The organism is Myxacorys chilensis, assembly GCF_059505265.1.
Genome location: NZ_JCACKG010000155.1, coordinates 92,320 through 105,556, shown reverse-complemented (window position 1 = coordinate 105,556; position 13,237 = coordinate 92,320). Strand labels below are relative to the sequence as shown.

At 48.7% G+C, this 13,237-nt stretch carries 12 protein-coding genes; 4 read left to right on the top strand and 8 right to left on the bottom strand.

Annotated features, from left to right (window positions below; genetic code table 11):
- The first annotated feature begins 107 nt into the window (after nucleotides 1-107).
- Nucleotides 108-1,283, top strand: coding sequence for a M20 family metallopeptidase (locus tag AC5JLB_RS12075; protein ID WP_495874080.1), 1,176 nt, complete (start codon nucleotides 108-110; stop codon nucleotides 1,281-1,283).
- Nucleotides 1,255-2,046, top strand: a complete 792-nt coding sequence (locus AC5JLB_RS12070) for an HAD family hydrolase (protein WP_495874079.1) — start codon at nucleotides 1,255-1,257, stop codon at nucleotides 2,044-2,046. The genes AC5JLB_RS12075 and AC5JLB_RS12070 overlap by 29 nt, the downstream gene beginning before the upstream one ends.
- On the opposite strand, the gene AC5JLB_RS12065 is transcribed toward AC5JLB_RS12070, so the two are convergent.
- The 5 genes from AC5JLB_RS12065 to AC5JLB_RS12045 form a co-directional block, all read right to left on the bottom strand.
- A complete protein-coding gene (locus AC5JLB_RS12065; RefSeq protein ID WP_495874078.1) occupies nucleotides 2,043-2,423 on the bottom strand; it encodes a response regulator in 381 nt (126 codons plus the stop codon). The two genes, AC5JLB_RS12070 and AC5JLB_RS12065, sit on opposite strands and share 4 nt — an antisense overlap.
- Nucleotides 2,424-2,576: 153 nt before the next feature.
- A complete protein-coding gene (locus tag AC5JLB_RS12060) occupies nucleotides 2,577-3,203 on the bottom strand; it encodes a class I SAM-dependent methyltransferase (protein ID WP_495874077.1) in 627 nt (208 codons plus the stop codon).
- Nucleotides 3,204-3,207: 4 nt separating this feature from the next.
- Complete coding sequence (locus AC5JLB_RS12055) at nucleotides 3,208-4,632, bottom strand: acyltransferase family protein (RefSeq protein ID WP_495874076.1); 1,425 nt, start codon at nucleotides 4,630-4,632, stop codon at nucleotides 3,208-3,210.
- 1,136 nt (nucleotides 4,633-5,768) lie between these two features.
- Nucleotides 5,769-7,292, bottom strand: a complete 1,524-nt coding sequence (gene crtD / locus AC5JLB_RS12050; protein ID WP_495874075.1) for a C-3',4' desaturase CrtD — start codon at nucleotides 7,290-7,292, stop codon at nucleotides 5,769-5,771.
- Between the two features lie 95 nt (nucleotides 7,293-7,387).
- Nucleotides 7,388-7,513, bottom strand: coding sequence for a hypothetical protein (locus AC5JLB_RS12045; protein WP_495874074.1), 126 nt, complete (start codon nucleotides 7,511-7,513; stop codon nucleotides 7,388-7,390).
- 280 nt (nucleotides 7,514-7,793) lie between these two features.
- On the opposite strand from AC5JLB_RS12045, the gene glpX reads away from it, so the two are divergent.
- Complete coding sequence (gene glpX / locus AC5JLB_RS12040; protein WP_495874073.1) at nucleotides 7,794-8,831, top strand: class II fructose-bisphosphatase; 1,038 nt, start codon at nucleotides 7,794-7,796, stop codon at nucleotides 8,829-8,831.
- 340 nt (nucleotides 8,832-9,171) lie between these two features.
- Nucleotides 9,172-10,455 (top strand): glutamyl-tRNA reductase, encoded by a 1,284-nt coding sequence (locus AC5JLB_RS12035; protein ID WP_495874072.1) that lies wholly within the window; start codon nucleotides 9,172-9,174, stop codon nucleotides 10,453-10,455.
- Nucleotides 10,456-10,854: 399 nt separating this feature from the next.
- Here the strand turns inward: AC5JLB_RS12035 and AC5JLB_RS12030 are convergent, their stop codons facing one another.
- From AC5JLB_RS12030 to aroA, 3 genes are all read right to left on the bottom strand, one after another.
- Nucleotides 10,855-11,379, bottom strand: coding sequence for a GNAT family N-acetyltransferase (locus AC5JLB_RS12030; RefSeq protein WP_495874071.1), 525 nt, complete (start codon nucleotides 11,377-11,379; stop codon nucleotides 10,855-10,857).
- Nucleotides 11,370-11,666 (bottom strand): type II toxin-antitoxin system TacA family antitoxin, encoded by a 297-nt coding sequence (locus tag AC5JLB_RS12025; protein ID WP_495874070.1) that lies wholly within the window; start codon nucleotides 11,664-11,666, stop codon nucleotides 11,370-11,372. Before AC5JLB_RS12025 ends, AC5JLB_RS12030 begins: the two co-directional genes overlap by 10 nt.
- Nucleotides 11,667-11,841: 175 nt before the next feature.
- On the bottom strand, nucleotides 11,842-13,197 hold the full coding sequence (aroA, locus tag AC5JLB_RS12020) for a 3-phosphoshikimate 1-carboxyvinyltransferase (RefSeq protein WP_495874069.1): 1,356 nt from the start codon (nucleotides 13,195-13,197) through the stop codon (nucleotides 11,842-11,844).
- Nucleotides 13,198-13,237 lie beyond the last annotated feature (40 nt).

Genomic DNA, 13,237 nt, shown 5'->3' with positions numbered 1-13,237 from the left:
ATTGGATTGAATTCCAACTGGATATCAACTGGATATCAAGAGACACTCTGTGCTGTCATCAAGTTTGCAAGTCTTATCATTGAGAAAGGCCCTCTATCGTGCTACCTATGAAAGACCGCATCAAAGATCTTGCCCTCGCGCTTGCCCCCCGTCTGATTGAAATCCGTCGTCATCTCCACAGCCATCCTGAGCTAAGCGGACAGGAACATCAAACGGCGGCGTATGTAACAGGCGTACTGTCTTCTTGTGGATTGCGAGTCAAAGAAGCGATCGGCAAAGTGGGCGTTGTTGGAGAATTAGACGGGCAAGGTCGAGATCCGCGACTGCTCGCCATTCGTACAGATATGGATGCGTTGCCGATTCAGGAACGAACCCCGATAGAGTTTGTCTCTCGGCAACCGGGAGTGATGCACGCCTGTGGTCATGATGTTCATACAACAGTTGGACTGGGTACGGCAATGGTACTGTCTCAATTAGGAGAAGCTCTACCCGGAACCATTCGCTTTCTGTTTCAGCCCGCCGAAGAAATTGCTCAGGGGGCAGAATGGATGGTGGAAGATGGTGTCATGACCGATGTAAACGCGATTTTAGGCGTGCATGTTTTTCCCTCAATTCCGGCAGGCAAAATTGGCATTCGCTACGGAGCGATGACCGCTGCTGCCGATGATCTGGAACTCACGATCGTAGGAGAGTCTGGACATGGAGCGCGTCCTCATGAAGCGATCGATGCGATTTGGATTGCCTCCCAAACGATTACGGCCCTCCAGCAAGCGATCAGCCGGACTCAAAATCCTCTACGTCCGGTGGTGCTAACGATTGGCAAAATTAGCGGCGGACGTGCGCCAAATGTGATTGCCGACCAAGTGACGATGCAGGGAACTGTGCGATCGCTTCATCCCGAAACCAGCGAAGCGTTGCCGAGTTGGATCGAAAATATTGTTTCGAGCGTTTGCCAAACCTATGGCGCAACCTATCAATTAAACTACCGTCGCGGGACGCCTTCTGTTCAGAACGACCTGCGGCTGACAGGCTTAGTAGAATCGTCGGTCAAAGAGATGTTGGGAGCCGACAGCGTTCAGATTATTCAAGAACCTTCTCTCGGCGCAGAAGATTTTTCGTGCTATCTCAAACATGCCCCAGGCAGTATGTTCCGTTTAGGCGTGGGCTTCAAGGAGAAGCGAAATTACCCGCTTCACCATCCTCTGTTTGAGGTCAACGAGTCTGCGATCGTCACTGGCGTCGTGACAATGGCATGTGCCGCGTACAATTATTGGCGACATTAAAAAATATGTGGCGACACTAATTATGGTCACGCTTGAGTGTAACGGAGTCCGGTTTCAGGACGTGCAAGCAATTGTGTGGGATAAGGATGGAACGCTTGCCGATTCGCTTGGCTTTTTGCGGAACTTGGGGCAAAAACGCGCTCAAGCGGTCGAATCAGAAATTCCTGGATTGGCGGAAGCAATCTTGCGCTCATTCGGATTCACAGCGGAGTCTCTTAATCCTGCTGGGCTACTAGCGGTTGGAACCCGATTAGAAAATGAAATTGGCGTCGCAACGGTGATCGCTCAAACAGGGCGTGACTGGATCGCATCTCTGACGCTCGCGCGCTCCGCCTTTGGGCAAGTAGACCAGGGTTTAGCGCGTAAAGCAGACCTGACGCTGCCATTTGATGGAATTGTGAATCTCTTACGATCGCTGCATAACCAGCCTGTGAAGCTTGCGATTCTATCGAGCGATAGTCAAACCAATGTAGAAGATTTTGTCGCTCGGCACGACCTCAGTTCATACTTTCAGCAACTGGTAGGAGCGCGAGTCGGCATTAGTAAACCTGCTCCCCAACTGCTGCAACTGGTTTGCACTTCGCTAAAGGTTGATCTCCGACATACCCTAGTGATTGGCGACGCGATCGCAGACATCCAGCTTGCCACCAACAGCGGGGCGCTTGGGAGTATTGGCGTCACGTGGGGAGGGGTGATGCCAGCACAACTTGATGGGGCAACTGCGATCGCGCATCAGGTCAACCAAATTCGGCTGCAAAGCTAAGAAGCAACAAGAGACGGCAAGTGAATTTTCACCGTGTTGAGGAGTTGATCAAGGTCAATGGGCTTTCGAAGCAGACTATTTGCGCCCACTTCCCAGTAAGGCAAATGAGAATACTCATCGTGAGCCGTCAGCAGGACGATGGGCAGTTCCGCGATCGCTTTTTGACGAACTTGGCGAGACACATCATAGCCAGTTAATCCGGGCATCATGATGTCAAGCAAAACGAGATCGGGGGGAAAATATTGGATTTTGTGTAGCGCGATCATGCCATCGAGAGCAGTATCAACGCTGTATCCTTCATCTTCTAAAATTGTTTGTAGTAAAAACAGGTTGTCTTCTAGGTCATCAACAACCAGAATCCGATAATTGTTAGACATTACTATTGAGCGTTGTGTTAACACCACGTTTAGCGAGACAAAGAACTTACCTCGGCTACATCGTAGTGTCAATTCAAATATCGCCTCTCTAACTCATGACAGATTTCGAGGAAGGGCAAGAACATCTTAAAGATTTCTTAATCATGTTGAAGCCTATTGAGCAACCTTTTTTCGAGCCGATCCTTTATAGAAATAGCCAGCAATTGCAGGCAAATCTTCTGCCCAAAATTGAGTGACTGTCACTTCTGCAAAGTGTCTTTCAACTAATTGCTGAATGTCGCGATCGAGGTGACATCCATCGGCAATCAGTTTCTGAACAGGTGTGAGGCGATGTTGCCACGTTTGAATAGCGGGGTCAGAACTTAAGCCATGTTCAATAAAAAAAAGAGTGCCGCTTGGCTTCAGCACTCGACCCATCTCGTGCAGGGCTTGATCGACGTTGGCGATGCTACAGAGTGTCCAAGTACTGACAACACTATCAAAGGAATCATCGGGTATCGGCAAGGACTCCCCATTGAGAACTTGTTGATGCACAGTGATGTTAGAAGCTTGAATTCGCCGTTGTGCGATCGCGCTCATACCCGGATTGACATCTACTGTTGCAATCGCGCGAACGGATTCGGGATAGTGCGGCAAATTCAAGCCCGTTCCAAAGCCAATTTCTAGAACGTCTCCGCTCACATTCGCCAATACTTCTCGACGATATTGCGGGAACGGATCGCCCGACATAGCCAAGTCAATCAAGCGGGGAAATAGCCATCGAGAATAGGGGTTAATCATTCTGTCATCTCACGCTAGATTGCTGAGATTTTCGGTCAAACTCCAGAGCATTTTGATTGACCCACAGCGTTTTTTCACCCTTAGAAATGCGGCACAAATAGAACGCTTGATCATGCACAACTTGTTCAATATTAATAACTGTCCAACCTGGCTGACCTAAGTAACAAACCTTATCACCCACTCTAGGATTTCGAGCTTGCATAGAATTTGCACTAGAGGTAAGCTGCGTGTCTCCCCATTGCCAAAGTGCGATCGCAAACTGCTGAAAGCGAGGAGTCACAGCATCAGCCATCACCGCAAATACTAGCGTCTCAACGATCATGATAGGTAACGCTGCTGCATAGGCTGAAAACTGATCTTGTACACTCAGGTTAATTGTGCGATCGATGACAAAGTTGTGAATTAGGAAATAGCTGTAACTATGAAGTCCCAACCAGGTCATCAAAGGTGCAAGCCGCAAGCGATCGCTCAGAAACCGAAAGACCACCATGCAACAGAGCGTCAATCCAATCGCTAACAAGAAATCCACAAAAATCCAACCAACGCGATAAAACTGGCAGACAAAGCCAAGCGCGTAGATGCTGATGCCTGTAATCAATGCTTTGCTAGGCTTCCAAAAAATTGCGCCTTTACCGTGTAGATAAGCTTGCGCCGCAATCATTCCTACTACAAACGTACTTAACTTGGCGATAAACGGCACAAACGGTTGCCATCCTGAAGGCGTGTCTACGATCGCATAGGTTGGATGTCCTTGAAAGACAAAAACAGCCAACGCTCGATAGAGAAAGGTGACAACGGTACTGACAATAAATAAATTACGAGCGCCCCAACGCTGAAATAGATGCCATAAGACTGGAAAGATAAGGGCAAAGCTAAGAATCAGTGGAACAAACCACCACGGCCCGCTTGTCGGTAGTAGTAAATCGCCTCCATAATCAAATAGCAACGGAAACGTCAGACTTGCAAACCCGTGCCATGCATCGGGAATATAACTATTTGTCAGCTTTCCGACAACCCATAGTATGGGGTAGGAGAGCCAAGCGATCGTCCAGAACGGCATCAAGATTCTTAGAACTCGCCGCCTCAAAAAACTTCCTACTTCTAGCGGCTTGCCCTTGAGTGATAGTACTAGGCTGAAACCACTGACTAACACAAAGACATCAACAAACTGAAACCCAAACCATACGGGCAAGCTACCCAAATGAGATAGCCAGGTTTCACCCAACTCACTCGACGCCGCAACCATCTTCTCAAGATTACTGATTAAGCCAGTAGGCTGTGGCGTGTAACTATATTTTGTAAAGAGCAATTGAGCGTGATAGAGCAATATCACAACAGCGGCAAAAATCCGAATTCCTTCTAGCCAAGCTAGACGCTGTGTTTTTCGGGAGCTTTGCGAAGCAAGCCGTAAATTTTGAGAATGGGTCATTCGCAATACTCCTCAAATCTAGACAACGAACTTAAACCACCTAACCTAAGTTGCAACAAAACAGTTTTGATAAAACCAGACCCAATATGACAGGTTCTCTAACGTGTTGGCTGAAAATCTACCGATTTATAGATTCATCTGCTTCTTGAAATTTTAATAGCTAATAAAATTAAGCAATTTAAGAAAAATATTTTATCTAAGCCCATACTTGGCATCAGTCTTCATAACTGCAACATTTCAACTGCAACTGGTGTAGAACGAAGCTTCAAGAGAATCATTCGGAAAGCATTGAAGAAATCTGTTTACTTAGCCCATAACTAAGCTGGCAAATTGTTGAAGCGATCGCATCCAGCAATGGTCATATTTGCCTTAGTTCCGACTTTGCGGCAGTTGTTAAAGGGGCTATGAAGGCGAAATGAGCTTTTAGAAATTAAACACCAAACTTTTTCTGCTTTTTAAGAAAAACTTGTTTTTCTTGGTTCTCTGTACTTCACAAAAAACGTTATTCTAATCTTTCACATTCATCACAAAGAAAAAGCAAGAGAAGAGTTTCAGCCAAAAAAGAATTTACAGCAAAACTTCCATTTCTGTCGTACCAGATCAGTTAAAGCCTCATCAAATTGCTTGGAATTGCTAGAACAATATACTCCTCTTGTTGCGGCTGCTTCTCATGATTGCAACATACTTAAGTACCTCAAGTGAACATGCGATCGCTCACTTACAACGTCCTTCTCCAGTAAAATATGATACACCTGAAGCTAATACCGACAATACTTACAGCACCTTGTAAGTGTCAGCAGATCCTCTTCTAGCAAAGTCAGGAAAGTCGCAAATTAAGGCACTCACCGAGATGCAGCCTGCAATTTTGCCAGTAGCTTTACTTCAGCGAGGTATGCTAAGTAGTTAGTATTAAGATGAATTGTATCCTTAGTATCTTTTAAGCGTGAATCTCACTGGAATGAGTGATATCTATTCCTTTAGAAGTTTGCTTTTATAGTAGAAGACTTGCTTCGGAGCGTTTTCGGCAGCCTTGCGAAAGGCTGTTTTTTTTGTGCTTTTGCATGCATACAAAATCGTTTGCTAAAAATATGCAGGTTGGCTGAAGCGATGAAACATCAAATGCCTTGGCATTTTCTTCACTTCTTGCTCGCCTCAATCTGACGTACTACCGTTAACGCTGAGTAGCTTACTCCCGCTGTTCCCTCTCCCGGATGGGTTGAGTCACCGACAAGCCAGAGGTGATCAACAGGAGTACGGTTCGCAAATCCAAACGGGCCAAACGTTGGAATTCGTTGCCCAATCCCTCCAACAATTCCCTGATCGCGAGCCGTGTATCGTTGAAACGTCTGTGGCGTCGCCGCTTCTTGATAGATCACCGTGTCTGAATTGAGATTAAAAAATTGTCCTAATCGTGCGATCGCTGCTTCAGCATATTGCTGTTTCATCGCGTCATAATCACCCTGCTGCCAAGCTTTCACATCGGTGAATGAAGACGCAATGATGGTTGCTTGTCCGTCTGGCGCGCGGCCATCACCCGGATGGCTCACCGATACAAATAGAGAATTATTCTCGCCGATCGGCCCGTCATAGTCATACAGAAATTGCAGGTGCGGCGGGCAGTTCTCAGGAATTGCCGATCGCTCCACACCGAGATAAATCACAAAGGCTCCAGAAGCGGGTGGCAGCTTCTCGACTCGTCGCCCATAGCCCTGCGGTGCATCCTCACCTAACAGCCTGACTAAATCCTGAACCGTGACATTCGCTACGACCTGATCCGCAGGTTCTAGCCAAGTTTCACCATTCTGATTGCGAACGGTCACGCCTGTTGGTCGATTGTCTTGCGTGTGAATCCGCTCCACCGTATGACGCATGAGCAGCGTTCCACCATCGCGCTCCAACGACTTAACTAAGCGATCGCTCAACACCTGCATACTGCCCTGCAAATGAAACAATCCGTGCGGCTGCTGAGACACACCTAATGCGGTAGCGGCGTAGAGGAGTGCTGTTTCGTTGGCGTCAACTTGAGAATAGAGCTTAAGCTGCAAGTCGAGAAAGGTTTTGAGGCGGCGATCGCGCTCTAAGCCATACCCCTGCAAAGCATCACCAACTGTTGAAAAAGTATGAGGCACAGTCAGTAGCGTTGCGGGGCGTAGCGCTTTCGTAAGTTGCCACAAATCCCAGATGTTGCGAGGCGGCAGCACCGGATCGCGCATCTGAAAGGCCCAACTGCGGTGAAACAGGTCGGCCAGCAGTTGCCAAAAGGGTTCGCTACCCGGAAATTGTCGCTGTCGTTCTGCTTTCCACTGTTCAGGGTCGCGCCAAACGTTGATGGGTTGAGTTTCTCCTGGCAGGTAGACGGCACAGGCAGGATCGCAAAATGTGGCGTCCGGCAGCGCGATATTTAGTTCTGAAAAAATTCGGTGGTGAATGCCGCCCGATTCTAATCCTGCTACTTGTGTGGCTCCTACATCAAAGGTAAATCCCTTCCGCTTAAATGTAGAGGCACATCCTCCGGGTACGATCGCTTGATCGAGCATCATGACGTTGTACCCTCGGTGCGCCAGCAGTGCGCCTGCCGTTAATCCACCAATTCCTGCGCCAATAACGACTACCTTACGACCCGCAGACTTACGGCCTGCAGAACCTTGCTCACTCGCCATGATGCTATTACTTTGATGCTATTGCTTTACGTTCTGTAACAATTTCAGTTTAGTACAGATAGCTGAGTCGCGGTGCTTCACAGCCATTGGATCGCTTAACCTTCTAACTCAAGGCAGACCTCGCCCGATTCAACCTGCTCTTTTAAGCCATTCGCTGAAGGCAAGTATTGCTCAAGAGCCTCTGCCTCTAGACTGTCACCCAGCGTTTTTTCTCTGGTCACTCAACCGGATTCAAATGAAGAAACTCGACAGTAGATACGCCCAGCAACTCTTTCAAAAACGCGATAGGCTCAAGATAGATGGAAAGAATTCAGCTTCAACGCTTGGGGAACCTGCATAGCGATGTGGCACGGACGGCTATGTTGCGAACTATCTATCCTATATCGCGAACTATTAAGGAGTACACCCAAGAATTGACATGGGATTACCCCTTGCACTTTACTTGTAAACTGAGATCGCTAGATAAAACAGCGCAAAATCAGCAGTTGGAGGACTTGGTTCGTGGAAAACACGCTTGGTTTAGAAATTATCGAAGTCGTAGAGCAGGCAGCGATCGCGTCCGCTCATCTAATGGGCAAAGGCGATAAGAACGAGGCTGACCGGGTAGCAGTGGAAGCCATGCGTGAGCGCATGAACAAAATTTACATGCGCGGTCGGATTGTGATTGGAGAAGGAGAGCGGGACGACGCTCCCATGCTCTACATCGGTGAGGAAGTTGGCATTTGCTCGCAGCCCAATGCCAAGGACTTCTGTAACCCAGATGAACTGGTGGAAATCGACATTGCCGTTGACCCCTGCGAAGGCACTAACCTTTGCGCCTATGGTCAACCTGGCTCGATGGCAGTATTGGCTATTTCAGAAAAGGGCGGTTTGTTTGCGGCTCCCGATTTCTACATGAAGAAACTCGCGGCTCCTCCGGCTGCTAAAGGAAAAGTAGACATCAGCAAATCCGCCACTGAGAATCTGAAGATTCTTGCTGAGTGCTTGGATCGCTCAATCGACGAACTCGTGGTCGTAGTGATGAAGCGCGATCGCCACAACGATCTAATCAAGGAGATCCGCGAGGCAGGCGCACGAGTTCAACTGATCAGCGATGGCGATGTGGGAGCCGCGATCAACTGCGGATTCGCAGGAACCAATATTCATGCACTGATGGGCATTGGAGCGGCTCCTGAAGGCGTCATTTCGGCAGCGGCGTTGCGGTGCTTGGGGGCACACTTCCAAGGGCAACTAATCTACGATCCAGCAATCGTACAGACTGGCTTGATTGGCGAAAGCAAAGAAGCCAACATCGCTCGTCTGAACGAAATGGGTATCACTGACCCAGACAAAATCTACACCGCTGAAGAACTGGCATCTGGTGAAAACGTCTTGTTCGCTGGAACAGGCATCACTCCTGGCAACATCATGAACGGCGTCCGTTTCTTCAAAGGTGGCGCGAGAACCCAAACTCTCGTTATTTCCAGCCAGTCTAAGACGGCTCGATTTGTAGACACCATTCATATGCACGAGCAGCCCAAGGTTGTTCAGCTCCGCTAGAAAGAAGGGAGGAGGGATGAGGGATGAGGGGTGAAGTAAGACTTCAAATGGCATTGAATTTGAATCTCTCGGTTAGCGCTCCTTTCATCCTTCCTTGCGTTAGCGTTGCCGTAGGCGTCCCTCATCCTTCATCTCTAACTCAGGGCAAACGCATAAAAACTGAACAGTTCACTAAGCAAGGCTTTCAAATTTAAGTATTTTTGCTTATCAACTCTTGAATTCCCCGCCAGTCGCAACTCCAAATTTTTTATGCGATCGCCCTGATCCCTAACTATTAGAGCGCCCCTTTCATCCCTCCTCCCTCCTCCTTCATCCCTAACTATTAGAGCGCCCTTTTAATATGAACATTGCTGTCGTTGGCTTAAGCCACAAAACCGCTCCGGTCGAAGTTCGAGAAAAGCTGAGTATTCCAGAACCTGTTTATGATCAAGCGATCGCACACCTGTGTAGCTGTCCCAATGTTCAAGAAGTGGCGGTTCTCAGTACGTGCAACCGATTAGAAATTTATTTAGTTACGTCTGAGACAGAGCCTGGAATTCGAGAAGTAATTCAATTTTTGTCAGAGCACAGCAAGTTGCCGACATCGATGCTGCGTCCGTATCTGTTTACGTTGCTACACCAAGATGCCGTGACGCATCTGATGCGAGTCGCATCGGGGCTAGATAGTCTGGTGCTGGGAGAAGGGCAGATTTTGGCGCAGGTCAAGCACTGTCACAAGATGGGACAACAGCATAGCGGCGTTGGGCGCGTTTTAAACCAACTTTTTAAGCAAGGAATTTCTGCAGGAAAGCGGGTTCGCACCGAAACGAGTATTGGAACTGGGGCAGTCTCAATTAGTTCTGCGGCGGTGGAACTGGCGCAGATGAAAGCCAATCTTGCCGCTCATCGCATCACGATCTTAGGGGCTGGTAAAATGTCTCGCCTGCTCGTGCAGCACCTCGTTTCTAAAGGGGCGAGCAATATTACGGTTCTGAATCGCTCGATCGAACGGGCACAAGAACTTGCCAATCAGTTTCCTGATGCTCGGCTCAATCTGCGTCCGTTCTCGGAGATGATGACCGCGATCGCAAATTCCGATATCGTCTTTACTAGCACCTCTGCGACCGAGCCGATTCTCGATCGCGCCAAGCTAGAAACCCACTTAGAGCCGCACCAGCCATTGATGTTGTTTGACATTGCAGTTCCTCGTAACGTCGATGCCGATGTCAACGAGATGGCTCACGTCAAGGCGTTTAACGTGGATGATCTTAAAGCGGTGGTGGCGCAAAACCAGGAAAGCCGTCGGCAGATGGCGATGGAAGCGGAAGCATTGCTAGAGGAAGAAGTAGACGCCTTTGAGGGCTGGTTGCGATCGCTCGAAACGGTGTCTACTATTAGCAGCCTGCGGGACAAAATTGAAACAATTCGGGCGCAGGAACTGGAAAAAGCCCTCTCTCGGTTAGGCAATGAGTTTGGCGATCGTCATCGCGAAGTGATTGAAGCGTTGACCAAAGGGATTGTGAATAAAATTCTTCACGATCCGATGGTGCAACTGCGGGCACAGCAAGATATCGAGGCGCGTCGTCGGGCGATGGAAACGCTAGAGGTATTGTTTAATTTGGCATCTGAGCAAGCGAGGGTGTGAGGTCGTTCACCCGCTTTCAAAGTCATTTTAGGACTTTGGCTCGGCAACGAAATGAGCCAATTTCGTTGCCGAGTGGCGTCGGTTTAGGGAAGTAAATTATGGCGATGTGTTTTGGCTATTTGGCTAAGAGTCTGAGCATAGGACTGATTTAGAAGCGGGGGAAGCGGCTAAAGGGCTAGTTGTCTTACGAAAATCGAATTGTGATGCACAGATCGATGCTGCGACCAGAGCTGTTTTTCAAGCTCAAAGACCGACTGCTGCTGGGCGACCACTTGACGAGGCTCAACCTACTAACTGATATTGGGATAAGTCTGATATTGGGATAAGTAGCGCGATCGCGTTAAGGACAGAGGTGTTTAGCTGAAGGAGTTCTTATTAAACCCCAGAATTACAGAATTTTTAAGCTTGCGAACTCAGTGAAGCATTGGCATCGCTAACTTTCACCATGAGTGTCATCGGCTCAATAGGTGAAGCAGTAAAACCACACTTCTCATAAAACTGCTTTGCGTCTGCCGAGATAGCATGTACAAGGATTGCCCGTATTCCTGCAATCTCAGCAGCTTGTAGAGTGCGAAGAATTGCATCTCGCAGCAGCGCCCGCCCGACACCTTTACATTGCCAGTGGCGATCAACCGCCAGCCGTCCAATCACCATCACTGGAATTGGATCGGGCATATTGCGTCGAACTCGACCTGTTGCAGCAGTCTGTGCCACTGCTCCAGTAGCTAGACAATAGTACGCAACAACTGCTTCACCAGCGCAGAGAACATAAGTGCGTGAAGCTCCCTCTAACTCATTTTTTAGAGCGCGGCGCTTCAGCCAGTCATTTAACTCACTGTTCCCCGAGTCAAATTCTTCAACTGAATGTGACGAATTCAGTTTTTCAGGTGGACGGAGGTTGTCTTGATCTCGATCTAATCCCACGGAGCTTTGGTTGTTAGCAATGCGTGTAGTTTTTCATCTCGCGTAGGTGGGGCGTCCAGCAACGCCACAAATTGCTTAAATTTAAGCTCATCCAACCCAAAGAAACTCTGGTCTAGAAGAACATTTTGGGCTTTTTGATAAGCTGACTCAAGCATAAACTCTGAGCGGCTCTTGCCTTGCACTTCTGCCGCATGATCAATTAAATCGCGTTGATGCTGCTTAGCTCGGATGTTGATTGTGACATCGCGGGTTTGGCTAACCGACCCTTCACCTACTGAGGCACACATAACGTCTCCTCCCTAAAGAGGGCAAATGTACTGAACCTATACCTAGAATAGTGTTAAAGCCACTGAATATAGGATATCCTTTCATCTTAAGAGCTTTGTGTACACAATGTCAACACATTTTGGAAGCTTGTTGATTATGACAGCAGTTAAGATTGCTCGCACTCCCTTAACGAAATCAGCCGTAAGCAACCAACTGCTGTAAGGTTGCTGTGAAATTAGGATAAGAAATCGCAGCCGCTTCGGCACGGTGAATTGTCGTTTTGCCCGTCGCGTTGAGTGCCGCGATCGCTAAACTCATTGCAATTCGATGATCGGTAAAACTATCAACATCGGTTCCGGTTAAAGGACATCCGCCTGTGATTTCCAGCCCGTCGGAACGTTCTGTGATTTGTGCGCCCATCCGCTCCAGTTGAGTTGCCATGACTGTGATGCGATCGCTTTCTTTGACGCGCAGTTCTTCTGCATCTTGAATCACCGTTGTTCCTTCTGCAAACGCCGCCGCCACCGCCAATATCGGAATCTCGTCAATCAAGCGAGGAATCAGATCGCCCGCAATTCGACAGGCTTTAAGCTGGCTGTAACGCACTCGCAGATCGGCAACTGGTTCACCTGCGACATCGCGCTGATTTTCTAATGTAATGTCTGCTCCCATTGCTTCAAGCGCTTCTAAAACTCCGGTACGAGTGGGATTCACACCGACATTTTCGATGGTTAAATCAGAGCCGGGTACGATCGCGCCTGCCACCAGCCAAAACGCCGCAGAACTAATATCTCCAGGAACGATGACGGTTTGACCGTGCAGGGTTGCCTGTCCTTTTACCGTAACGCTCTTGGCCTCCGGATCGACGCTGACCTGTGCGCCAAACGCCCGCAGCATCCGCTCACTGTGATCGCGAGAAAGGGCGGGTTCTGTCACCGTGGTTTGTCCGTCTACCATCAGCCCTGCTAACAGAATGCAAGATTTGACTTGAGCAGAAGCAATCGGGGACTGGTAGTGAATCGGCTTTAGGGCGCGTCCTTGAATGGCTAAGGGAGCTAACGAGTTTTGCTGACGCCCCCAAATCTCTGCACCCATTTGTTGAAGCGGTTTGACCACACGAGACATTGGGCGCGATCGCAGCGAATCATCCCCTGTCACTGTAAAGAAGCGATCCGGATGAGATGCCAGAATTCCTAGCATCAAGCGTAACGTCGTTCCAGAATTCCCTGCGTTTAGCACATCCATTGGCTCAACTAACTGACCCAATCCAATGCCGCGCACCCGAACTTCTTCCGTATTCAGGTCAGAAATCGTTGCGCCCATTGCTCGAAAACAACTCGCCGTACTGCGGGGGTCTTCGCCTAGCAGCAAGCCATGAATGATGGTTTCTCCCTCTGCCAACGCACCCAGCATCAGCGCTCGATGGGAAATCGACTTGTCGCCCGGGATCCCAATTCGTCCTCGCAAGGGCGACCCTTCCGTAGAACGATCGATGGTGAGTTCATGTTGAGAACTTTGAACGTTAAGCGCGATCGTCGTCGAATTTGCCATGGGGATCAGATAAACTGACTAAACGTAAGTAATCCTACCA